General features: G+C 59.5%; 17 protein-coding genes. 4 read left to right on the top strand and 13 right to left on the bottom strand.

The features are described 5' to 3' along the window. Nucleotides 1–93: 93 nt before the first annotated feature. The 6 genes from guaA to bshB1 form a co-directional block, all read right to left on the bottom strand. Nucleotides 94–1671, bottom strand: coding sequence for a glutamine-hydrolyzing GMP synthase (guaA, locus tag CRI94_RS06545; RefSeq protein WP_098074893.1), 1578 nt, complete (start codon nucleotides 1669–1671; stop codon nucleotides 94–96). Nucleotides 1672–1805: 134 nt separating this feature from the next. After that, complete coding sequence (gcvH, locus tag CRI94_RS06540; protein ID WP_098074892.1) at nucleotides 1806–2183, bottom strand: glycine cleavage system protein GcvH; 378 nt, start codon at nucleotides 2181–2183, stop codon at nucleotides 1806–1808. A gap of 93 nt (nucleotides 2184–2276) precedes the next feature. After that, nucleotides 2277–3635, bottom strand: coding sequence for an acetyl-CoA carboxylase biotin carboxylase subunit (accC, locus tag CRI94_RS06535; protein WP_098074891.1), 1359 nt, complete (start codon nucleotides 3633–3635; stop codon nucleotides 2277–2279). Nucleotides 3636–3795: 160 nt separating this feature from the next. Beyond that, entirely contained in the window at nucleotides 3796–4401 is a 606-nt protein-coding gene (gene accB, locus CRI94_RS06530) for an acetyl-CoA carboxylase biotin carboxyl carrier protein (RefSeq protein WP_098074890.1), read from the bottom strand. A gap of 97 nt (nucleotides 4402–4498) precedes the next feature. Then, on the bottom strand, nucleotides 4499–5080 hold the full coding sequence (gene efp / locus CRI94_RS06525; protein WP_098074889.1) for an elongation factor P: 582 nt from the start codon (nucleotides 5078–5080) through the stop codon (nucleotides 4499–4501). A 383-nt stretch (nucleotides 5081–5463) separates the two neighbouring features. Beyond that, nucleotides 5464–6225 (bottom strand): bacillithiol biosynthesis deacetylase BshB1, encoded by a 762-nt coding sequence (bshB1, locus tag CRI94_RS06520; protein ID WP_098074888.1) that lies wholly within the window; start codon nucleotides 6223–6225, stop codon nucleotides 5464–5466. 470 nt (nucleotides 6226–6695) lie between these two features. Between bshB1 and CRI94_RS06515 the strand changes: the two genes are divergently transcribed. Beyond that, nucleotides 6696–6923 (top strand): hypothetical protein, encoded by a 228-nt coding sequence (locus tag CRI94_RS06515; RefSeq protein WP_143815322.1) that lies wholly within the window; start codon nucleotides 6696–6698, stop codon nucleotides 6921–6923. A 380-nt stretch (nucleotides 6924–7303) separates the two neighbouring features. On the opposite strand, the gene leuS is transcribed toward CRI94_RS06515, so the two are convergent. Further along, nucleotides 7304–9946 carry a leucine--tRNA ligase gene (gene leuS, locus CRI94_RS06510; protein ID WP_098074886.1) on the bottom strand — a complete coding sequence of 881 codons (2643 nt, stop codon included), beginning with the start codon at nucleotides 9944–9946 and terminating at the stop codon, nucleotides 7304–7306. A gap of 278 nt (nucleotides 9947–10224) precedes the next feature. Between leuS and CRI94_RS06505 the strand changes: the two genes are divergently transcribed. After that, nucleotides 10225–10632, top strand: a complete 408-nt coding sequence (locus CRI94_RS06505; protein ID WP_098074885.1) for a CoA-binding protein — start codon at nucleotides 10225–10227, stop codon at nucleotides 10630–10632. A 174-nt stretch (nucleotides 10633–10806) separates the two neighbouring features. Here the strand turns inward: CRI94_RS06505 and CRI94_RS06500 are convergent, their stop codons facing one another. The 6 genes from CRI94_RS06500 to CRI94_RS06475 all read right to left on the bottom strand — a co-directional run bounded on the left by CRI94_RS06500 (nucleotide 10807) and on the right by CRI94_RS06475 (nucleotide 20347). Further along, on the bottom strand, nucleotides 10807–13140 hold the full coding sequence (locus CRI94_RS06500) for an amino acid permease (RefSeq protein WP_098074884.1): 2334 nt from the start codon (nucleotides 13138–13140) through the stop codon (nucleotides 10807–10809). A 362-nt stretch (nucleotides 13141–13502) separates the two neighbouring features. After that, on the bottom strand, nucleotides 13503–14426 hold the full coding sequence (locus tag CRI94_RS06495) for a sucrase ferredoxin (RefSeq protein ID WP_143815321.1): 924 nt from the start codon (nucleotides 14424–14426) through the stop codon (nucleotides 13503–13505). A gap of 107 nt (nucleotides 14427–14533) precedes the next feature. Continuing rightward, nucleotides 14534–15028, bottom strand: coding sequence for a metallophosphoesterase family protein (locus CRI94_RS06490; RefSeq protein ID WP_098074882.1), 495 nt, complete (start codon nucleotides 15026–15028; stop codon nucleotides 14534–14536). 488 nt (nucleotides 15029–15516) lie between these two features. Then, a complete protein-coding gene (locus tag CRI94_RS06485; RefSeq protein ID WP_098074881.1) occupies nucleotides 15517–16197 on the bottom strand; it encodes a metal-dependent hydrolase in 681 nt (226 codons plus the stop codon). A gap of 251 nt (nucleotides 16198–16448) precedes the next feature. Next, entirely contained in the window at nucleotides 16449–18524 is a 2076-nt protein-coding gene (locus CRI94_RS06480) for an OPT family oligopeptide transporter (protein WP_098074880.1), read from the bottom strand. Nucleotides 18525–18625: 101 nt separating this feature from the next. Continuing rightward, nucleotides 18626–20347 (bottom strand): LamG-like jellyroll fold domain-containing protein, encoded by a 1722-nt coding sequence (locus CRI94_RS06475; RefSeq protein WP_098074879.1) that lies wholly within the window; start codon nucleotides 20345–20347, stop codon nucleotides 18626–18628. 368 nt (nucleotides 20348–20715) lie between these two features. Between CRI94_RS06475 and CRI94_RS06470 the strand changes: the two genes are divergently transcribed. After that, entirely contained in the window at nucleotides 20716–21483 is a 768-nt protein-coding gene (locus tag CRI94_RS06470; protein WP_098074878.1) for a ferredoxin--NADP reductase, read from the top strand. 206 nt (nucleotides 21484–21689) lie between these two features. Next, a complete protein-coding gene (gnd, locus tag CRI94_RS06465) occupies nucleotides 21690–22598 on the top strand; it encodes a phosphogluconate dehydrogenase (NAD(+)-dependent, decarboxylating) (RefSeq protein WP_098074877.1) in 909 nt (302 codons plus the stop codon). The last annotated feature ends 101 nt before the right edge of the window (nucleotides 22599–22699 follow it).

Below are 22699 nucleotides of genomic sequence, written 5' to 3'. Positions count from 1 at the left end.
ACCGAAGGCTCGCACAAGATTGTCGCATGACCGGTGTACTCAAACTGTTGCACCGCGATCCGTCATCGACAGCCTTGAGGGTGCCGATCGACCTTACTCCCACTCAATCGTGGCTGGCGGCTTCGACGTGATGTCGTAGACCGCGCGGTTGATCCCGGGTACTTCGTTGACGATGCGATTCGCCACGTGACCGAGGAAGTCGTGGGGAAGGTGTGCCCAGTCGGCCGTCATGCCGTCGACGCTGGTGACCGCCCGAACAGCAATGACGTTTTCGTAGGTGCGCTCGTCGCCCATGACGCCCACGCTCTGCACGGGGAGCAGAACGGCGAAGGCCTGCCATACCTCGTCGTACAGATCTTTTTCGCGGAGTTCGTCGATGAAGATCGCGTCGGCCTCGCGAAGAAGGTCCAGGCGTTCACGCGTCACATCGCCAAGGATGCGAATGGCGAGCCCGGGGCCCGGGAACGGGTGCCGCCCGACGATGTCTTCCGGCACGTCGAGCAGCCGGCCGATTTCACGAACTTCGTCCTTGAAGAGCTCGCGGAAGGGCTCGATCAGTTCGAAGTTAAGCTCCTCCGGGAGTCCGCCGACGTTGTGGTGCGTTTTGATCGTCGCCGAGGGGCCTTTGAACGATACGCTTTCGATCACATCGGGATACAGCGTGCCTTGCGCGAGGAACGTCGGTCGATGCCCAAGTTCTTCGGCAATCTCATCCGTCTGCGACTCGAAGACGTCGATAAATGTATTTCCGATCAGGACGCGCTTCTCCTCCGGATCAACAACTTCGTCGAGCACCTCCAGGAACCGATCCGTCGCGTCGACGGCATGCAGGTCCATGTGGAAATGGTCGCGGAACGTTTTCTGCACCTGCTCCCATTCGCCTTTCCGAAGGAGGCCGTTGTTCACAAAGATGCAGTGCAGCTGGTCCCCGATGGCGCGGTGCAACAAAGCGGCTGCGACGGACGAATCCACGCCGCCGGACAACCCGAGAATGACGTGTCGGTCGCCCACTTTCTCGCGGAGAGCCGCCGTTCGTTCCTCGATAAAAGAGGCCGGGGTCCAATCCCCCTCGCATCCGCAGATCTTGTAGGCGAAGTTTTCCAGGATCTGGCGTCCAAAGTCCGTGTGGACGACTTCTGGATGGAACTGAACGCCGTAATGCGGATCCTCTAGGTTTCGGACGGCTGCGACCGGGGCGTTTTCCGTGTTGGCGATAATCTCGTAGCCTTCGGGCAGGGCCGTCAGGTGGTCGCCGTGGCTCATCCACACCGTGGAGCCGCTGGGCACGCCATCGAACAGCTCCGACGCACCGTTCCCTTCAGGAAATTGAATCTGCGCGCGGCCGAACTCGCGACGCTCCGCGCCCTCCACATCACCTCCAAGGAGATGGGCCATTGCCTGCAGGCCGTAGCAGATGCCCAGGACGGGGACCGGCGATCCGTCATCGCGCGTCAGCGATAACAGGTTTCCGTCGAGCTGCGGTGCCTCCGGATCGTATACCGAACAGGGCCCGCCCGAAAGGATCAGCCCCTTCGGGTTCATTGCCTCCACCTCCTCCGTCGGAATCGTGCAGGGGTGAATCTCTGAGTAGACTCCGGCCTCCCGTACCCGGCGCGCAATCAACTGCGTATATTGCGAACCGTAGTCGAGGATGATGATCGTCTCGTGCATGTACCGGGGGTGTTAAAAAGCGTTGGGGCGTTGCGTACTAACGTGTTCAGGTGTTGCGGTGTTGAGGTGTTAGAGTGCTAAGGCGTTGGGGCCTTCGTACATCGTATCATCCCCCGAACCTCACACCCCGAACCTCACACAGTTGCTTCGTAGGCTTCCGAATCCATGAGATCGTCGACATCGGACGCATCAGCAAGCTCGATTTTGACGAGCCAGCCGTTGCCGTACGGCTCTTCGTTGACGCTTTCCGGTGCGACATCCAGTTCCTCGTTGAACTCGACCAGCGTGCCAGCAACCGGCATGTACAGTTCAGAAACTGTTTTCACGGCTTCCACGGTGCCGAACACGTCTCCTTCATCGAGCTCCGTTCCGTCAGGCTCCACTTCTACGAACACGATGTCGCCCAATTCACTCTGCGCGAAGTCGGTGATACCGATAGTCGCGGTGCCATCGTCGTTCATCCGCAGCCACTCGTGGTCTTCCGTGTAGTACAGGTCGTCGGGAAAAGTCATTCGGCGTAATAGGTCGAGGAAGTCAGAATGAAAACGGTGGCGCCGCACCCATTCGTATACCGTCGGGTACGGCGCTGTGCTTCAGTGGGAAAACTATTCTTCCGGTGGAGGCTCCATTTCGAAGTCCTCCAGGAACCGGGTCGTAAAGTCACCAGACTGGAAGCGTGGGTCTTTCATCAGCTGCTGATGAAAAGGGATTGTCGTCTTGATCCCTTCAATCACAAACTCATCGAGCGCCCGCTGCATCTTCTTGATGGCGCCCTCGCGTGTCTTACCTCGCACGATCAGCTTGGCGATCATGGAGTCATAGTTCGGCGGAATCATGTAGCTAGCGTAGGCATGCGTGTCGACGCGTATGCCGTGTCCGCCCGGCTGGTGAAACGCCGTGATCGTGCCCGGCGACGGGCTGAAGTTGCGGTACGGGTTTTCTGCGTTGATGCGGCATTCGATCGCGTGGCCGTCAATCGGAACCTTGCGACTTTGGACGGTCTCGCCCATCGCGACGCGAATCTGGTATTCGACGAGGTCCACATCGGTGACCTCCTCCGTCACCGGATGCTCGACCTGGATCCGGGTGTTCATTTCCATGAAGTAGAAGTTCTTGTCCGCTCCGACGAGGAACTCAATGGTCCCGGCCCCCTCGTAGTTGACAGCTTCGGCGCCTCGGATGGCGGCCTGGCCCATCTCCTCACGGAGGTCCTCGTCAACGATCGGTGAAGGCGCCTCCTCGACGAGCTTCTGGTGCCGCCGCTGGATTGAGCACTCACGCTCGCCAAAGTGCATAACCCCCCCCTTACCGTCTCCCAGCAGCTGGATTTCGACATGGCGCGGCTCCTCAACGACTTTCTCGAGATACACGTCCGGATTGCCGAACGCACCTTCCGCCTCCGACCGGGCGCTATTGTACGCTTTCGCGAAGTTCTCCGGTTCGAAAACCATCCGCATGCCGCGACCACCGCCGCCTGCTGAGGCCTTGACCATAACCGGATAGCCAATTTCCTTGGCCACTTCTTTGGCCTCTTCGAGAGAATCGACGATGCCATCGGACCCGGGCACCGTTGGGACACCCGCTTCGGCCATCGTCTGCTTGGCGAGCGACTTCTCCCCCATCATCCGAATCGTTTCGGGCGAGGGACCGATGAACTTCACATCGTTGTCCTGGCAGATCTGGCTGAACTCCGCATTTTCTGAGAGGAAGCCGTAACCGGGATGGATGGCATCCGCACCGGTGACTTCAGCAGCGGCGATAATTCGGTCCGGACGAAGGTAGCTTTCGCCGGACGCCGGCGGGCCGATGCAGACGGCCTCGTCAGCGAATCGAACGTGGAGGGAGTCGCGGTCGGCCGTCGAGTAAACGGCTACCGTGCTGAGGCCCATCTCGTGGCACGTCCGAATGATGCGGAGGGCGATTTCTCCGCGATTGGCGACAAGAACTTTCTTGATCTTACTCACCGTGATGTGGATATCCGTGGGGCAACGTCGACGAATCCGGGCGGCCGAGACAGACGCGAGGTCGTGTAGGACACGATTGGAGCGTCGGACCGTCCGGCGGGGATGCAGTAACCTGTGCCGGCGGTACCCAGGGAGGACACCGCGGTCGGCTGAGGGCCGTCTACTTCTCGATCACAAACAACGGCTGATCGAACTCAACGGGCTCGGCATCTTCCACTAGAATCTCCTTGATGGTCCCCGAGGTCTCGCACTCAATCTCGTTCATCAACTTCATCGCCTCGATGATGCAAAGCACATCACCGTCACCGACGCTATCCCCAACCTCGACGTACGGATCAGAATCCGGCGACGGGCGGCGATAGAACGTGCCGACAATCGGAGCGCGGACGAGTTCTTCGTTCGCACCGCTTCCTGCTTCGGCTTTCTCTTCACCCGACCCGGAGGACGTTTCGGTCGATGCGGAACCGCTCTGCCCCTGTGCGGGCGCAGGCTGCTGCCCTGCTCCACCCTGCGACGGAGAGCCTCCCTGCTGCGGCGCACCCTGAGGGGGCGTCGCCGGCGATGGGGCCCCTTGGGGCGCGTACCCCTGCTGCGGAGCATACGCCGGTGGGCCGTACGGCATCGCGTATTGCGACGGCTGCTGCATAATCACCTGAGGCGAATTCTGCCGGATCGTGAGCTTGAAATCGTCTTCCTCAATCTCAATCTCCGATACGCCGCTTTCGGCCACGATCGAGAGCAATTGCTGAATCTTGTCTAGCTTCATGCGTCTGATAGGTATGAAGAAAGATCGGCACGGCTACGCAGGATGCTGCGCCGGTGCCTCCACACGCACGGTGCGAGCGGAGCACAACCGGATCGAACTATATCGCGTTCGGCGCCGTCGACACACGGGTTTCGTATTCTCCCGTCTGCGTGCTGACGCGCACGACGTCGCCTTCGTTGATGAACAGCGGAACGTCTACCGTCGCTCCGCTCTCCAGGGTTGCAGGCTTGGATCCCCCCTGCGCGGTGTCTCCCTTGACGCCCGGCGTCGTATCGACGACTTCCAGTTCTACCTTCTGCGGAATGTCCATCCGCATCGGCTCGTTGGTGTCGGCGCGGAAGAGAATGTCAACGGACCCTCCCTCTTTCACGTACTCCATGCCTTCGACCTGCTCCGGCGGCAGCGAAAACTGCGCGTAGGTCTCGGTATTCATGAAGTGAAGACCGTAGTCGTCTTCGTAGAGGTACTGGTGCGGACGCTTCTCGACACGGACCTCTTCCACTTTGGCCCCTGCACGGAACGTGTTATCCAACTCACGCCCGTCTTTGACATTCTTCAGGCGGGTCCGAACAAACGCTCCACCCTTCCCGGGCTTCACGTGCTGAAAATCGATCATCTCCCAGATGTCATCTTTCCAGATGATCATCAGGCCGTTACGGAAATCACTCGTGCTTGCCATCTTGCGTCAAGGTAAATCGTGATGCACGTCGGTCGAGGAGGACGACAGCGCCAGCGCATAGCTTTGGCTCTGCCCAAGTACATTGCAAGCAGAAGTCCGGTGCATGTTCGGCTCGCATCCATTCGGGCAAACCGAGCGCAGCTCATCGCTGGAAAAACCGGCCCCTTGGACCGACTCGTCCACGCCGCGTTTTCGCGACAGTGTGCCAATATACCGTGGGGGTATCGAGGGTGTCAACGCCGAAGACGGGCATTTGAAGCCAGACGGCCGAGAATCCGCAATTTTCCCAACCTCAGACGGTCTCGCCCCTCCCGCTCCGTTGCATGTCATAAACAATTCACGCTCATAGCGGGCGCGATCCGGTCTTCTCCGTACCGTGGCGGCTACCGATACGGCTGGTCTTTCTTCAAAACGGTCATCAAATCATCCACGCCGACCGGGCCGTGACGGTAAAGCAGCGGCTCCCCGAACGTTGCGCCTACCTTGTATCCGTAGGTCCGAGCCCGCCCCTCGATCCATTCGAAAAAGGTCGGATTGGAGATAAACGTCTCGGGCTCGTCGTCCCCCGGCTCGTAGTCGGGATTAAAAAATTGGGACTGGAATGCCTGTAGCGCCTCGATGCGCTGCTCCCACACGTCGCTCACGTCAACGACGAACGTCGGCTCGAACTCGATCGCCTGCATGTAATGCAAAACGTGACTGGGGCGCCACGGCTCCTGCGCCTTCCCGTCTGCCCCTGTCGTTTCGACCATCCGAAGCCCCGCATAGTACATCGCGTCAATCGAAAGTTGAGCGGCCGCCCCATGGTCGGGATGCCGGCACTCGAGGCTGTTGATGAGCACAATACGAGGTCGATACGTCCGAACGGCCTCGATCACCTTTCGCTGATTCGCCTTGGTGTTGGCGATGTTGCCATCCGGAAGACCCAGGTTCTCTCGTGCTGAGAGCCCTAGAATGTCAGCCGCTCGCTGCGCTTCTTCCATTCGCCCCTCCGGCGTACCGCGCGACCCGAGCTCTCCTCGAGTATAGTCGACAATCCCAACGCGATGACCCGCGCCCGTCAGACGGCAAATCGTCCCGCCAGCGCAGAGTTCGACATCGTCAGGGTGAGCGGCAAGCGCTAGAACATCGAGAGGTTCGGGCATAAAAGGCGCCAGTTGGTTGGACGAGCAAAACTCATTCGGTCGGTTCGCACGCAATCCCTCCGTCCGAGATCCATCTGCCGGCCGCGCCGAAACGTCGCTGTCTCACCAAATGTCGGCGTGTTTCAGAACGAACCGCGACGCAGTGGTAACTCCATGACCTGCTATACAACCGGGTTTGCTGCGCTCGATCGGCGTGGCAAACGCCTCGTCTGTAGCAGAATACATATCCTAGAGGCGTCTTTCTGGCCATTCTATCGCGCATCCTTCACATAGAATTGCTGATAGATCGAGATTCGCCGCTCTTTTGGAATGGTTTTGGGCTACTTCCTAGACGTATTGATGAAAGGCATGATGTGCTTGAGATGCCTGTTCACATACTGGCTCAACCGAGCGCCCTACCTGATCGGCCGAATTCTGGCCCGTTCTACCCCTCGGCGATCCCCCGACGCAGACTTATTCTCCACTCGTCTATGTTGCCTTCAAACTCTCAGATGCTTCCTTTCGGTAGTGCCCGTCCTCCTCAGGAGGACATTCTCAGCCCAGAAATGCGCGAGTACGCTATGAAAATCTACCGCGAGGCATGGGACGCATACAAGGGCGCGAATTGCCCGTACGGTGAGACCGACGAGGCCATGCTCGTATGGTATTCGTTTCGACGCACATCCGATGGTGAAAACGTCGTGGTGGGTAAAAACTAACGACTGATTCCAATCTTGACCTCGATTTCCGGCGACTGCGAGACGCGGGCTCTCCGATTCCCCCCTTCGGATACGGTGCCGCTCTCATCCCCCAGTCGCCGGCCCCTACGGAAAAAGCCGGAGCACGACCCAGGGTCGGCTCCGGCTTTTCTTGTCTTCTCGCCAGCCGGAAGACACACCTCATACCAAATCCAAATGACAATGTGGGGTCAAGATCATCTGTGGAAGCGTTTCGCAGGCGTGAAGGTGCCAAAAAACGTTGATTCCTGCGTCCCGTCCCCTTTTTTCGATCGAATCGACCCTACATCTGAGGCACGGCATTCGGACACGATCATTTGGATTCAGTATCACACTGGCGCGAGCGAAGGCGTCGCGATTATTTACGCCACCACGAAGTTGATAATGCGACCGGGCACGTAGATCTCACGCTTCACGTCGCCGTCGTCAAGATACCGCTTGACGTTTTCGTCGGCCCGGGCGGTAGACAATGCCTCGTCCTCGTCGGCCCCCGCGGGGATCTCGATCGTCGCGCGAACCGTGCCGTTGACCTGCACGGCCATGCTGACAACATCCTTCTTGATCTTCTCCTCGTCGAACGCCGGCCAATCGGTATAGGCGATCGTATCCTCGTGGCCGAGCCGCTCCCAGAGCTCTTCCGCGATGTGCGGGGCGAACGGACTCAGGATCTGGATGAACGGATCGATGGTGCTACGCGGCACGACGTCCCATTTGTACGCGGCATTCACGAATTCCATCATGGCCGCTATAGCCGTGTTGAAGCTCAGGTCGCCGATATCTTCGGTGACCTTCTTGATCGTCTTGTGGAGCACACGCATCTGATCTGCGTCCGCCTCCACGTCCTGCACAGCGTCGTTTAGCTCGCCGGTCTCATCATTGATGACCAGACGCCAGACACGGTTCAGGAAGCGGAAGACGCCGTCAACGTCGCTCGTGCTCCAGGGCTTCACCTGTTCAAGCGGGCCCATGAACATCTCGTAGAGTCGCAGCGCATCGGCACCGTACTCGTCGATCACGTCGTCGGGGTTGACGACGTTGCCGCGGCTTTTGCTCATCTTGTGGCTTCGAGCATCGACGCGGATGTCCGTCGACTCCGCCAGAACAAATACATCTCCGTCCTTTTCTACATCCGACTTGTCGATCGAGCGTGCCTCGACCTCAACGCCCGTGCGCGTGTCCACGCCGTCATCGACATGCTGAGCACTGACCGGTTCACCGTCGGGCCCGACATAGGCCGTATACTCCATCTCGCCCAAAATCAGTCCCTGATGGACGAGCGTCTGAAACGGCTCTTTCGTAGAAACGACGCCTGCATCGTACAGGACTTTGTGCCAGAAACGAGCGTACAGAAGGTGTAGCACCGCGTGCTCCGACCCACCGATATAGAGATCGACCGGTAGCCAGTACTTCTCCTTCTCCGGGTCGACCAGGCGGTCATCATTATCCGGATCGATAAAGCGCAGGTAGTACCAGCACGACCCGGCCCACTGGGGCATCGTGTTGGTTTCGCGGCGCGCCGGTTCGCCCGTCTCGGGGTCCGTCGTTTCGACCCAGTCCTCGACGTTCGACAGCGGACCGTGTGGAGAGCCGCTTGGCTTAAACTCGTCGACTTCCGGCAGCGTCACCGGCAGATCGTCTTCCGGCACGGGTTTCGGCTGGGTAAACTCGCCGTCCTCGTCCTGCGTGAAGATGATCGGGAACGGCTCGCCCCAGTAGCGCTGACGGCTGAAGAGCCAGTCGCGGAGCTTGTAGTTGATCTTGGCGCGACCGAGATCATTCTCTTCCAGCCATTCGGTGATCGCCGCAATCGCCGCGTCGGTACCGAGGCCATTGAGACTCACGTCCTCATTCGCGGAGTTCACGTGAGAGCCGTCGCCGATGTAGGCAGCCTCATCGAGGTCGCCCCCTTCGACCACCTCGCGAATCTCCAGTCCGTACTTCTGCGCAAAGTCGTAGTCGCGCTCGTCGTGCCCCGGAACGGCCATGATGGCGCCCGTTCCGTAGCTCGCCAACACGTAGTCCGCGATCCAGACGGGGACACGATCGCCGGTCGCCGGATTGATCGCGTAGCCGCCGGTAAAGACGCCGGACTTCTCTTTCTGAAGCTCGGTTCGCTCGAGCTCGCTCTTCTGCATTGCCTGCTTGCGGTACACCTCAACCTCGTCGCGATGCTCGTCGGTCGTAATGTCGTCCACAAGATCATGCTCCGGCGCAACCACCATGTACGTGGCGCCGAAGAGCGTGTCCGGACGGGTGGTGAATACCTCCAGCGCGTCATCGACGTCGTCAAGCTGGAAGTGAATCTCCGCACCTTCGGACTTGCCGATCCAGTTGCGCTGCATCTGCTTGGTGCTCTCGGGCCAATCCAGGTCGTCGAGCCCGTCCAGCAGCCGCTCAGCGTATTCCGTAATCTTCAGCACCCACTGGCGCATCGGCACACGGCGGCACGGGTAGCCGCCCCGCTCGCTCTTGCCATCGATCACCTCTTCGTTGGCGAGCACCGTGCCCAGCTCTTCGCACCACCAGACGGGTTCCTCGCTCTGATAGGCGAGTCCCCGCTCATACAGCTTCAGAAAAATCCACTGTGTCCACCGGTAGTAATCCGGGTCCGTCGTATTGATCTCCCGCTGCCAGTCGTACGAAAACCCGAGACGTTTGAGCTGCTTCCGGAAGTTATCGACGTTCTTCTCCGTCGTCACCCGTGGGTGCGTGTTCGTCTTTAGCGCGTACTGCTCGGCCGGCAGACCGAACGCGTCCCATCCCATCGGATGGAGCACGCGGACGCCACGCATGCGCTTGTGTCGAGCGACGATGTCTGTGGCCGTATACCCTTCGGGATGACCAACGTGGAGCCCAGAACCACTCGGATAGGGAAACATGTCGAGGACGTAGAACTTTTCGTCGTCCGACGGATCCTCAGGAAGGTCGTCGGGCGTGCGAAAGGTCTGATGTTCGTCCCAGTGGCGCTGCCACTTGGATTCAATTTCGTCGTGCGGATACGGCATGGAGCGATGGTGTGCAGTTCGATCGGGCCGTGCGGGTGAGTTCGTGCGGTCATCGGAGAAACTCAAAAGACGACCGCGGGTGCCGACCGGCAATAGAGGCCAACATATTCGGCACGAAATGGTGTTTTAACGTACAACGCTGCCCCGGATGTCCCGAACCGTCCGGTCTGAATTCACGGGGAAGATGAGTTCAGAGTTCAGAGTTCAGGGTTCAGGGTTCAGGGTTCAGGGTTCAGGGTTCAGCGGTTTCTGTCCTACTACAATTTGTCAGCAGGCTTATGTCTGATATCCCTTCTATCCTTCGCGAGGCCGATGTCATCGCTGTGGTCGGGCTCTCCGGGCGCCCCCAGCGTACGAGCCATCAGATCGCGAAGAACCTGCAACAGGCCGGGTATCGCATCATACCCGTGAACCCGAACTACGACGAGGTGCTTGGAGAGCCGGCAGTGGCATCACTTCAGGATCTCCCTGACGAGAGCGTCGACATCATTAACGTCTTCCGCGCGCCAGAGCATACGGCCGGTGTCGTCCGGGACGCCATCGAGTACGCAGGACGAACGAGTCGAACACCGGTCATCTGGACGCAACTCGGTGTATCGAGTCCCGAGGCAGAGTCGCTGGCGAAGGACGCCAATCTCCCGTACATCCGAAACCGGTGCATTGCCGTCGAACTGGCTAAAATCTAGTTCAAGGTTCAGAGTCCAGGGTTCAGAGTTCGACGGCGCTTCTCTGAGAAGTTGGTGGCCGAAGACAAGGATTGGCCGCGCGCGTAGAGAGGCACGACGGACGAAGGGGCCTGCCAATTCCTCGAAGTCTCAACCGCCATCCCCAACCCTGAACATTGAACGTTGAACCCTGAACTATTCTTCGGGGGAGGTCGTCAGGCCCGCGGATTCCTTGATGCGCTTGAAGCCTTCGGCCGCGCGGATGGACAGCGTATCAGGGACGTAGCGACGCACCATCAGCACGGAGCAATCGGCGGCGTCGGCGACGACATCCGGGATCGACCCGAACAGTACCTGCCGGATCGTCCACTCGCGGGATGCGCCAATGATGACAAGGTCGGGCGCATTCTCTTCCATGGCGGCTTCAACGCCCTCAGTAACCGAGTTGGCGTCGCGGACGAGGTATTCGATGTTCTCCTGCTCGCCGACAAGCTGCTTGACGGTCGCCGAGAGTGCGGCCGACTCGCCAGCTGTGTCCACATCTTTCTTCACCACACGGAGCAGTTGGACCGTCGCGCCCGTGGCTCCGGCGATGCGGACGGCCACCTCGAGTCCGAGCTGGGCATGTAGGCCTCCGCCCCACGGCAGCAGAATGCGTTTGATCGACGTCACACCACGATCCTTGAGGACGGCGAGGTCCGCCGCGAGATCAGACATGATGCGCTGAATCGGGCTATTATATATGCGGCGGACGTTGAAACCGCCCTGCCAGCCCATCAGCAGAAGGTCTGAGCGCTGATCCTGCGTTTCGGTGATTAGCCCACCGAACACGTCATGAGCTACATCAATGACCGATTCGAACTCCGTCTCATCGAGAGGCCGAAGTTCGGTCGTCCCTCCATCGCCGGAGGACACGAGACCGGAGATCGCGCGCTCCAGCGATGGACGCTCAGCGAACTGATCGCGAGCAACCTCTAATGGTGTTTGAAGCGGCACCCGCACGAGGTGCAAGCCCGACACGTGACCGCCCCGGTCTTTGCCCGTTGCGATGTAGCGTCCAATGCGTAACAGATCCGACTCGGTCGCCGGGTTCGCCAGCGCGACAGAGACGCGCCGGGGTTCATTTGGATCGATGGCCCGCTCGCCCGGCTTGAGCACCTCCGGGAGCTCGACGGAGAACTTCGTCGCCGGTCCCATCAGTGCGGAAAAGCCTTCCGCGCCCCAGCGCTCCTGAAACTCCGGCATGGCGTTCTCAATCTCGACGCGTCCCCGGCCCCAGACCGCGTACCAGGCCAGGCTCGCGATGATTAGAACGACAATAGCAATCTGCGCGAAGAGGCCCGAGGACACGATGATCCCCACGCATGCAAGCGCAGCAAAGATCTGCGCGAACGGGAAAAGAGGCGTTCGATAGGACGGCTCGTACCACTTCGGCTTGGCGACGCGCAGAACGACGCAGCCAATGTTCAGTGCTGCATAGCTGTACAGCTGGAGGACACTGGCTATCTTCGCGAGGTCCTCGATGCTTTCGAACAGAAGGAAGGCGCAAGCGAGTAACCCGGTCAGGAGAATCGCCCGGTGCGGTGTCAGGAATCGCTGGTGGATCGTAGACAGCGCGTTTGGCACCATCCGGTCACGCGCCATGGCGAGGTTAATACGCGACGACGCCATGATGCTCGCGTTGGCGGATGAAACCGTCGCGAGCAAGCCGGCGAAGATGATAAATCCGGCGCCGACCGGACCCGCAAGGGTGCGCGCCGCCGTGGTGAGCGGATCGCGTACGTCTCCAATCGTTTCCTGCGTGAACATGCCGCCGATCACGAGGAGAATGACGACGTAGAGCAGCGTCACAAGCGCGACGGAGCCAATCAGCGTCCGAGGGAGGTTCTTGGCCGGATCCTTAATTTCTTCGGCCACCGCTGCGATCTTTACGAACCCGAGGAAGGAGACGAAGACCAGAGCGGTCGTGGATGCAACCGGTGCCGTACCAAAGGGAAAGAACGGCGTGAAGTTGTCGGTTTCAATCTGAAAGAACCCCAGTATGCAGAAGCCGCCGAGAATGGCGAGCAACGTCAGCACAACGAAAACCTGCATTTTCCCCGACTCCTTCGCGCCGTACACGTTGAGCCCGGTGAGCAAAATGCCGCCGACGAGCGCCCCCCAGAACGGGGTCACGGGCAAAAGCTGGGACAGGTATTCCCCGAGCCCGAATAGATAGAAGGAGATGGCAAACGTCAGACTCAGCCAGATTCCGACACCGGATATTGCACCGAGCGCCGGTCCGAGCGAGCGAGACACGAAATAGTAATCGCCACCCGAGGTCGGCATACCCGTCGCAAGCTCTGCCGCACTGGCCGCCGTGATCATACACACCAGACCGGCAGCCAGATACGAAAAGATTGCAGCGGGCCCCGTCAATTCGAGGGCAACGCCAGCGAGGAGGAAAATGCCGGCACCGATCATGGTGCCAGCACCGATCGTCAGAGCATCCCAGAACCCGAGTTCACGACGAAGGTCGTCTGTGGCCATGACCTAAAACACCTAACTACATTTCAGTGAATGAGGCGGCAGTATACCAAACGGATGCACGGAGTTCCACCGAGATACCACATGCGAATGATACGAAATCGATTTTCAACCTCAATAATTACGATCTCGTCCCTAAGCGAGGCTCAGGCAAATCACGGTTTACCCTATCCCCATTACGCTTCGGAGGGTCCCATCACGGTCGACTACGTACTCAAGTCTAGATGTGCAAGCGCGACGTGCGCTAACGTTAGCGAGAGCTTTTCCACATCCCGCTCCATATCGTAGCGAAAGGGAACTCAACCGAGAACGTCAACTCGACCGGTATCAACAACGCAGCCCCAATTGATATCTACGCTGACATTTCAACGGTCACAGTCCTCAGTAGACGCAGCCTCTACGGAGACGGACTGGCGAATCACGGGCTTGGGATCCCCACCGCAACTCTTCGGCAACAGCCCGTCCTTCCAACGCCGGACACGCACGGTAAATTTTTGCCCGCGACACGTGACGCGAAGATGCCACACGTCTCCAGGTCGATGCTCAAACCGAATGTCTTCGATATCTTCGACCGCGTCGGCACCCACCTCGCGACGCACAGCGATGACAGCCGCCTGAATTGGCCGTCGATGCGCTGTGCACCCACGGTATCGGTCGAACTGAAAAATACGACCGCCGCTCGCTGAAGACCAGAACTCATCGGCATCGTCAGCCTCAAGCCAACCGTACTGGTGGCCATGCGGAAGAACGAGCGCTGTCGGCGCGAAGCGGTGGCCTCCTAGATGTGTCGCCTGCCATGCCGCCTGTGGAGCGACTGCTTCCAACGCCGATTGAAATATCCGGCCCTTGAGCGCACAACAGGCGTCCCGTTTCCCGTTCGTACACGTGAGAACGATCGGAGCGTCGAGGCGCCGTCCGGGTGGTTCGTCGACGTGACCCAAGATGATTGCCGGGACATCCAGATCGGCGAGCGCCTCGAGTGAAGACAACCGGAGACGCCGGAGGCTTTGTTCGCCCGGCTGAACCGAGGCGATAAAAACGGTCACGCCTCCCGCTTCGTCGAATTGGTTGACTTCACGCCGGATTGCCTGCGTGCGCAGTCCGGGCAACGCCTCTTCCCACTGTCCAATGCATTCGACCAAGCGGGGCGGAAGCGACCCACTCGAAATCTCACGCTCCTCCCACGGCTCTGGATGCTCTATGCAGAGCCAGTAGGAAGCGACCGTCGCGGAGCCGTTCAGGTCAACGTCACCTCGCCGGGCGATATCAGAGCAAAATGCGTCGGGCATCAAGAAGTACACGGAGAAATTCTACATGCGTCGATTGCGCATTCGATCAGGAAGCGCACGGACCCTACCGCAGGGCGGACCGACCGCTGTACGGCAAAGGCGAAGAGTCACTCATCCAGATGAATCACATCGGCCTGCACGGGTGCGCCATCGTCGATGACGAGACGTACGCAGGTCTTCTTCTGGTGAAACCCCTGGCGTCCAGCCGCACCGGGATTGAGGTAGAGCATGTTGTCGAACGGTTTCACCCGCTCGATCCGGAGGATGTGACTGTGGCCGCAGATAAATACATCCGGTGGGTCTGCCTTCAGCTTCGCTCCCATCCCCCGCTGCCACGCACCGGGGCGCCCCGCGATATGCGTCATCCAGACGTTCACGCCATCGAACGTCATCCGTTGATGTTCGGCCGTGCGGTGACGGATATCCCAGCCGTCTACGTTGCCGTACACCGCCGTCACCGGTGCCAGTGCCTTTAGGCCGTCGATGATCGAAAGGTCGCCAATGTCTCCGGCATGGAGGATGTGGTCGACCCCATCTAGTTCATCCACCAGGTCGGGATGAAAGTATCCATGCGTGTCCGAGAGGATGCCGAGCGTGGTCATGAAGGTCGATTGCGTCGAAGCACTGAGAGTTCGCTGTGTGTCCGGTCAGGTTGCCACCTGATTTCCACCGCTAATACTGAATTCAAATGATCGCGTCCGGATGCCGTGCCTACGATGTGGGGTCGATTCGATCGACAAAGGGAGGAGACGCAGGAATCATAACCTGTTTGGCGGACAGCCTCCGGCGATCCGATGGTACGGACCTCTCGCTGGTCGGTCCTCGCTATGTTCGCAGTACGGGGTTTGATTGATCTCGCGCACCGTGTCTGCTGCGTCATCGCGAAAAGATGACTGTCAGATTTACTCATAGGCATGAAGAACTGCCCGTAGGTTTCGAGATCCATCCGTCAAACAGGTTGCCAAGCCTGCGAAACGCTTCCACAGACGATCGTGGCCCCGTCACTGTCATTTGGATTTGGTATAACAAACAACGGGAACCCGGCGCAGTGCCAGGTTCCCGTGCGAAACGTGTGGGAATGTGCTCTCGTTTACAGCGACACCTTCGAGTCGAAGTCGACAATTTGCAGGTCGAACCCTGCGTCTTCGAACGAATCCTGGACGTCGTCCAGGTCGACCTCGATGAACGGGAAGGTGTTGTAATGAACCGGAATAATGAGATCGGGCTCGACCATCTCGGCAGCGTGGATCGCGCCATCGACACCCATCGTCACCACGTCTCCGACCGGAGCGATCATCACATCGACATCGTACGCCTCACCGATCCATTCCATTTCGACGAATGGAGCCGTGTCGCCCGTGTAGTAAACCGTTTGATCACCGAAGTCGACGACGAAGCCTTCCGGGACACCGCCGTACGATCCGTCTGGGAAGCTCGACGTGTGGCGTGCATGGGTCGCTTCGACGCTCCCGAAGTCGAGATCGATCGTTCCTCCCTCGTTCAGCGGGTGGACGTTTTCATGTCCGTAGTCGTTGCCAATCCGGGAGATGATCTCGAAGTTGCTGATCATCATCGGTCCATCCTCTCCGGTAAACGCCTCGACATCGGCGTAGTGGTCGAAGTGAGCATGGGACACCAGCACAAAGTCCGGGTCCAATGTCGCCGGATCCACATTCGTATGCGGGTTGTCCTGAAAGAAAGGATCGAACAGCAGCGTATGGTCGCCGGTCTCGATCTGAAAAGTCGCGTGCCCGAAGTACGTCAGGTCCATATCGATGGATAGATTCGTTTGAGAGAGCCGAGTCCTGCGATGCCACTCGAATGGTACGAAATGAGACGGATTTTCTGTTTCGAATCATGCCCCGTCAGACGCGACGTTCTCGGAAGATGACTCTGTTGGAGTTCAGAGTTCAAGGTTCAGGGTTCAGAGTTCAAGGTTCAGGGCACACCACCGTCGCACGGCCGTGCGACGGTGGTGAGATACCTTCGCACCTTCACACCTTCACAGCCAAACCCCAAACCTCACTTCTTAGCGACCTGGTAGAGCCAGAAACAGAATCCGGCGAAGAGGACGACGCCCAGCGTTTGCTCCATCGTCGCGAAGGCTGCGGGGCTGAGGCCGAGCATGTCCGGAGAAATAGCGAGCGCGTTCGCGTCCTCCTGAATCGCGAACGGAATCGCGAGGAAGATGCCGACCAGGGCTTCTCCGGTGATGAGCCCCGAAGCGAACAGCAAACCTCGCTGACTTTCCGGCTCCTCCTCACCTGCTTTCTTCGTGGCACTGCGCGCTGCAAAGTAGGCGATGAGTCCGCCGATGAAGATCGGCACCGAGAGATCGATCGGAAGATAGATACCAACGGCTACGGCGAGAACCGGCGCGCGGAAACTGGATTCGCGGGATTCCAGCCACTTGTCCCAGACAATAATCGCGATGGCGATCAATACGCCGAGGCCGATCATCGTCCACGGCAGGTTGCGGGAAAAGACGCCATCCGCCACACTCGACATCAGCGTGGCCTGTGGCGCGGCGAGTGCTTCCGACGGGTCCATCCCCGCTCTCGGCAATACGTCCCCGAACCCGTACGCACTGAATAGGAGGTCCATGACTGGGGCAATGGCGAGGGACGCGGCAACCACACCCACGACCTGCATGATCTGTTGATTCATGGGCGTCGCCCCGACGATGTGACCCGCCTTCAGGTCCTGCATGTTGTCGCCTGCGATTGCAGCGGCGCAGCATACGACGGCTCCGACAAGAATCGCCGTTGCCGCGGCGGCAGCGGCCTGCGACGTGTCCACGGCAAAGTCGATCTGCGAGCCGAGCAGTACGAGTAGAATCAGCGACACGGTCAGAATGGTTGCGATCGTCACGCCAGAGATCGGGTTATTAGACGACCCGACGAGACCGGCCATGTAGCCGGCTACGCTTGAGAAAAGGAACCCGGCTACGAACGCGAACAGGACGCCAAACACGATCGTGAGCCAGTACAGCCCGCTCGAGATGCCCAACCCGGTCTGATCCACCACGAAGGTGAACACGATAAATATGGGAACAGCCATCGCCGCTGCGCCACCGAGCACGAAGTTGATCGGAGTATCGCGCTCCGTTCTCGTGATATCAGGCGTAGACTCATCCTTCGCTCGACGTACGGCATCCATGGACGAGCGGATGCCATCCCGAATGGGCTCGATAAGTGCGACCAATGCCCACAGCCCACCGGTCGCCATGGCGCCAACGCCCATGTACCGAATGCGCGCATCCCACACGCTCAGCGCCGCATCCCAGCCCGTCGCATCCCCGACAATGCTCTGAAGCGTCGCCGGATCGGCGAGAGCCGTGTACAACGGAATCCCGACGAACCACGCGATGGCGCCGCCGAGGAACACGAGCGTGGCAATATTCAGCCCGACGATGTACCCAACGGAGAGGAGCGCCACGCCCAACCCACTGGCGATTCCGAAGACCGATTTCCCGGCCGTCACGGCCCCAGAGACGGAGTCCCCGACGACCTTCAGTCCCGTCTGAAAGAATTGCATCGCCGCTCCGGCGAGTCCGGCGATAGCGATGTATTTGGCACCGCCTCCGCCACGATCACCGGCCTTGAGTACCTCACCCGTTGCGATGCCTTCTGGAAACTGCAACTCGGCCTCCAGTATCAGGGCGCGACGCAGGGGAATCGTGAACAGGACCCCAATAATCCCTCCACAGAGAGCGACCGACATGGTCTCAAGGAACGGGAAGCCCTCCCAGTAGCGCAGCATGATCAGCGCCGGCAACGTGAAGATGACCCCGGCCGCCAGCGACTCTCCTGCCGACGCCGCCGTCTGCACGATGTTGTTCTCAAGAATGTTCGACTCTTTGAACGCCTTCAGCAGCGCCATTGAGATCACGGCCGCCGGAATCGACGCCGACACCGTCATCCCGACTTTCAGCCCGAGGTATGCATTGGCACCTGCCAGTACGGCGGAGAGGATAAAGCCGAGAAAGAGCGCCTTCGGAGTGATCTCCGGCAGGGAGGTCGACGCAGAAATGTACGGACCACCCGTCTGTGCTCGCGCTGACGGTTCAGAAGAGGTCGTAGAGGTAGATTCGGGCATGGGGGTGTTAGATGCGTAAATGTAATTCCTGATGCCGGACGAGCCTGTACTCGGAAAGACCGGTTGCACGAGCCGTCCAACAGCGAAAATAAAGTCGATAGTTATTTCAAGACGACAACGGGGTGCGAATCGACGGCTCGCCCCGTCTCCAATCGTAGAAAGTAGGTACCACTGGGTAGATCCCGGGCAGGCAATTCAAACGAATGCGTGCCGGCTTCGTCAGACCCGTCGTAGACGACACCCAGACGCTTTCCGGACACGTCCCAGAGCGTCATGCGGACCGGGGCAGCCTCATTCAACTGAAACTCGACCGTAGTGGACCGGGAAAACGGATTGGGGTAATTCCCAATAATCCGCGTACCCTCCTTGGTTTCTACAGTTGCCGGCCCGACGCCGACCTTGAAGGTCCCCGAAACATCAGTCGATCCGTCGGAAAAGACTTCTCGAATGCGGTAGTACGCAACACGCGATGATGGATCGTCGCTCGCAGTGAACAAAGCATCGCCATGTTCGGCGACGGGCTCAGCCATCTCCGGCGTCAATCGTTCCACCTCTTCGAAGTTGATCCCATCCGACGACCGCTCTACGAGAAAGGCTGACACCGTCGTGGCATCGGCGTGCCACTGCAGTTGAACGACCTCTCCTTCCGTGGATGCACGAAGATCATGCAGCGACTGCCGAAGCCGCAGGGCAGCGCGAGGACGCTGGGCACCACGAGGCCACCGGCGTACAAGTCGGGCGGGAGGCTTTCTGTCGAAGGTAAGCGTGACACGCGTGGGCTGTTGCCGATTCTCGTCGTCTGCGGCAGCGTGAAGCGCAGCATCGCGCATGGTCTGGCGAACGTCCATCGGCGTGCGAGCAGAATCCCAGATGCGCAAGACGTCGAGCTGGCCCGAGAAAAGCGAGGCGTGCGGTGCGTCGCGTCTTCCGTCCGACAGGCGTCCACCAACCGCGAGGTCGGGGCGTAGATATCCGCCTGGAAGCGACACCTGCTCGACGGAGTCGACGGCGACACCGTTGATCATGAACCGAAGAAAACGGCGTTCCCCATCGTACGCGATACCCACATGATGCCACCGGCCGTCCGCAATCGGCCGACCGGACGACATCGATGTGTGGCGCCCGGGCTGACCACAGTAGAAACGGAGTCGCCCACTCGCATCTACGACAATTTCGAACGGGTAATGACGACGCTCTTCGCCCGTCCATGTAGACATCACGACCTCACCGAGCCCGATGGTCGAGATCCAAAACTCGGTCGTAAACGAAACCGATCGCTCGAATGCCGGAATGCTGTGGGCATCGATAACGACCGGCTGGGAGGCGTCGGGAGCAAATTCGAGAACTCGATTATCCGTTCGTTCGCCGCCTCCACGGACCATCCGGATTTTCTGCTCCCACGGGGATCCCACTCTCTGAACGGATCCATCATCGGCGGCCGCCCGAAACGGCTGGATGGACCAGCTCAACGCGTCGCCAGGGCCATTGGGCGTAACCAGAAGCGACAGGTCGTGCGGCCCTCGAATCGGTGAAGGCGACGCCAGCACATAGGATGCGCCGTCTCGCCGTACGCGCACATCCCGAGCCGTGGACCCATATCGGAGAAGCGAAACGTCTTCCAGCGTCCACCGCGACGGTAGCGAAACGACTAGACCATCCGTTTCCTCAGGTACATCGAGCGTAGCGAAAAGACGCGTCGGCTCCTCCGCGGATCGAACGGCCGTCCGCGGTGACGACTGAGCGCCGGCGACAGGCACATGAACACTCGCCACAAGCCACACAAACAGGGTGACAATCCAGCACGTCCCAATCGATCGCTGCATATGGAATCAACCCCGACACGTAACGCCCTGGCAGGCAGACGTACCTTATCATTTGACTCTCCGCTCGATTCGTCCGCACATGCACGACGAGTACCGGGCAGAGGTCAGGCCGGGTTGGTTAGTTGCAGGAATGGAGAGATGGAAAAACGACGTGGAGATGATAACACAGCCTGCAGCGATTACGAACGAATCACAGCATGCGTGTATCCTGCCCATCGGCAGGGTGTTATCATACCATCATGTAGAGTCACTTACAAGGCGGATCTTCGAAAAGGGCCCTCTTATCGCTTTCATCGACCTGTCGCTCACCGGAGCCGCCTGTACAAACACTAGCTATCTCCCACGAAAATCTGCACGCCGTCGAATATATGCGTCTGAACACCCTCGATGCGACACTCATCGCCTCAGACATGCTCACTCCCAACACGGCACAGCTCGTACTTCGAGTGCCAGGGCATCAATTCGATTTCGAGCCCGGTCACCACGTGGGCGTCGCGTACGAATCGGACGAAGACGGAATCGTCCACAAGCCGTATTCCCCGGTCAGCCTTCCCGGCACCGACACCATCACCTTGATGGTCAAGCGGTACGACGACGGGACCTGCTCGGTCTGGTTACATGAAAGGGCCCTAGGCGACACCATTCCACTTACCGATCCCCGAGGAAACCTCCAGCTCCACGACACGGACCGCGATGCCGTCTTTCTTGCTACCGGCACGGGCCTGACTCCGATGATGTCGATGCTTCAGGCGTACCGCCAGCACGGGAAAGGCAGAGCCGTGCTCGTGTACGGTGAACGGTCCCTCAATCACCTCGCGTACCGCAATGTCTTGGATATGTGGACATCGAGCAGCGAGCGAATCGATGTCGCATATGTGTTGTCGGAGCCCGAATCCGCCGAAGAACGAGCGGGATGGACCGAATCCCAACGTGCAGCGACCGGTGCACCAGCAGTTCGCCACGGCCACGTACAGGAGCATCTAGACGATCTCCTCGACAGCGATCTACGCGAAAACGCTCACTTCTTCGCGTGCGGCGTTCCCCAGATGGTCGTGGATACCGAAGAGCTCTTGACGGACGCGATGGACATTGATCCCGATCGCATCTTTACCGAGGGCTGGGAATCCGGGGCCTGACATCAACGTGCCCCTGAACCAGAAACCACGTCGCCTCGGGATGGGCCGTTGGTCTCATCGTCTCACCCGAAAGGGTAGACCGTTACATCATGGTCCCGCGAGGTCATTGCCTCTCGTCGACCATCGACTTACGTTTGCCATGGTCGGATTTGTGATCGGCACGCTCGCCCCGACGTCTCGCTTCTTCTACATATCCACAACCTGCTATGCAGATTGGAATGATCGGTCTCGGAAAAATGGGTGCGAACATGTCGCGCCGGCTCCTTCGAAATGACCATGATGTCGTCGGCTACGACCTGAGCGAGGACGCGATGATGGCTCTGGAGGAGGACGGTGGAGAGACCCGGACGTCTCTTGAAGCGCTCGTCGATCACCTGGAGGCGCCGCGGACACTCTGGATGATGGTGCCTGCAGGCGACGCCGTGGACTCCACGCTCGATGCGCTGCTACCGCTATTGAATGAAGGGGATCGGCTCGTGGACGGCGGCAACTCACGCTACACCGACACGCTCAAACGAGCAGGCCGCGCTGAACAGGTCGGCGTCAGCTACATCGACGTCGGGACCTCCGGCGGCGTCTGGGGACTCGAACAGGGATACAGCCTGATGGTCGGCGGACCGGACGAAGCTATCGACGCCCTGACACCGCTCTTCGAAACGCTGGCCCCTAGCGCGGACAAAGGCTGGGGACACGTCGGCGAGGTTGGTGCGGGCCACTTTGTCAAGATGGTCCACAACGGCATCGAGTACGGCGTCATGCAGGCCTATGCGGAAGGCTTTCACATCCTGAAGGCAAAAGAGGAGTTCGACTTCGATCTGCACCAGATTTCCGAAATCTGGCGGTTCGGCAGTGTCATCCGTTCGTGGCTCCTCGACCTCGCGGCGGAAGCTCTGGAAAAGAACCAAGACCTGGAAGAGATCGCGGCGTGGGTTGATGATTCCGGTGAAGGCCGGTGGACGGTCCAGGAGGCGATCGACCTGGACGTGCCGGCCCCGGTGATCACCGATGCCCTCATCCAGCGCCTGCAGTCACGTCAGCAGGACACGTATGCTCATCGACTTCTCGCCGCCCTGCGGAATGAGTTCGGCGGACATGCTATGAAGGAGGCGGAGTAGTCCCCACGTCATCCCCCTGCCACATCGGCGTCCGCGGTTCATCTCCTGGTTTTGTGCGCGCCGGTACGCAGCGTCGCTGCCTTTTATCAAACAGCATCTTG

This window comes from Longibacter salinarum, assembly GCF_002554795.1.
In the GTDB taxonomy this organism is placed as follows: domain Bacteria; phylum Bacteroidota; class Rhodothermia; order Rhodothermales; family Salinibacteraceae; genus Longibacter; species Longibacter salinarum.
The sequence above is the reverse complement of the archived record's forward strand: the minus strand, read 5'-3'. Positions and strand labels throughout refer to the sequence as shown.